The 1065-nt window shown below is 57.3% G+C and carries 1 protein-coding gene; it reads right to left on the bottom strand.

The features are described 5' to 3' along the window. Window positions 1-1002 (bottom strand): IS3 family transposase gene (locus ACO0LE_RS20220; protein WP_422962122.1). Its coding sequence is split into 2 segments (ribosomal slippage), with 1003 coding nucleotides annotated over them: window positions 1-750 and window positions 750-1002; the frame shifts between segments, so codons are not numbered across the junction. This gene is flagged as partial in the annotation. Between the last annotated feature and the right edge of the window lie 63 nt (window positions 1003-1065).

Below are 1065 nucleotides of genomic sequence, written 5' to 3'. Positions count from 1 at the left end.
TGGTGGCAAAATCTTGGATCTCTTCGAGCGAATCAAACAGGTGGTGCGCCAGCCAATCGTAGCGCACCGTCCGGTTGTAGCGTTCAACGTAGGCGTTCTGCTGCGGCTGCCCTGGCTGAATAAACTCGATGTGAATGCCGCGCTTCTTGGCCCAAGCCAGCGTGACCCCGCTGATGTATTCCGGCCCATTATCGCAGCGGATCATCTGCGGCTGACCGCGCCATTCGATGACCTGGTCGAGCGATCGAACCACACGCTCAGACGGCAGCGAAAAGTCCACGTCGATGACCAGGCCTTCGCGATTGAAATCATCGATCACGTTGAACAGGCGGATGCTGCGACCGTCGCTCAATTGGTCGTGCATGAAGTCCATCGACCAAACCTGATTCATCGCCGTGGGAACAGCCAGGGGCAATGGCCGTTCGCGCACGAGGCGCTTGCGCGGCTTGATGCGCAGGTTCAATTCGAGCGCCCGGTAGATCCTGTAGACACGCTTGTGGTTCCATTGAAAGCCCTTCACATTACGCAGATACAGGAAGCACAGGCCGAAGCCCCAGTTGCGCTGATTGGTTGTCAGACGGACCAGCCAGTCCGCGATGACGTCGTTCTCGGCGTTGAGCTTGACCTGGTAACGGAAGCAGGTCTGACTGATGTCAAACGCCAGACAAGCCAGGCTGATCGTTGCGCGCCCTTGGTCGACCACCCAGCGCGCCATCTCACGGCGCTGAGATGGCGCTACCACTTTTTTGCGAGGGCCTCGGCGACGATCTCAGCTTTGAGGCGTTCTTCGGCGTACATCTTCTTCAGGCGCTTGTTCTCTTCCTCCAGCTCCTTCATACGGGCCATGAGCGAGGCATCCATGCCACCAAACTTGGCTCGCCACTTATAGAACGTGGCCGTGCTCATGCCGTGTTCGCGGCACAGTTCGGGGATGGGGGAGCCAGCCTCGGCCTGCTTGAGGATGGCGATGATCTGACTGTCGGTGTAACGGGAAGGCTTCATGCAGAACTTTCAAAAATCATATTTAGAAAATTCTACTCATTTCAACGCTTGTTTGCAGGGGGG

Source organism: Undibacterium sp. Xuan67W, assembly GCF_049340165.1.
In the GTDB taxonomy this organism is placed as follows: Bacteria; Pseudomonadota; Gammaproteobacteria; order Burkholderiales; family Burkholderiaceae_D; genus Undibacterium.
Note: the sequence above shows the minus strand (reverse complement) of the source record. Positions and strands in the feature narration are given on the sequence as shown.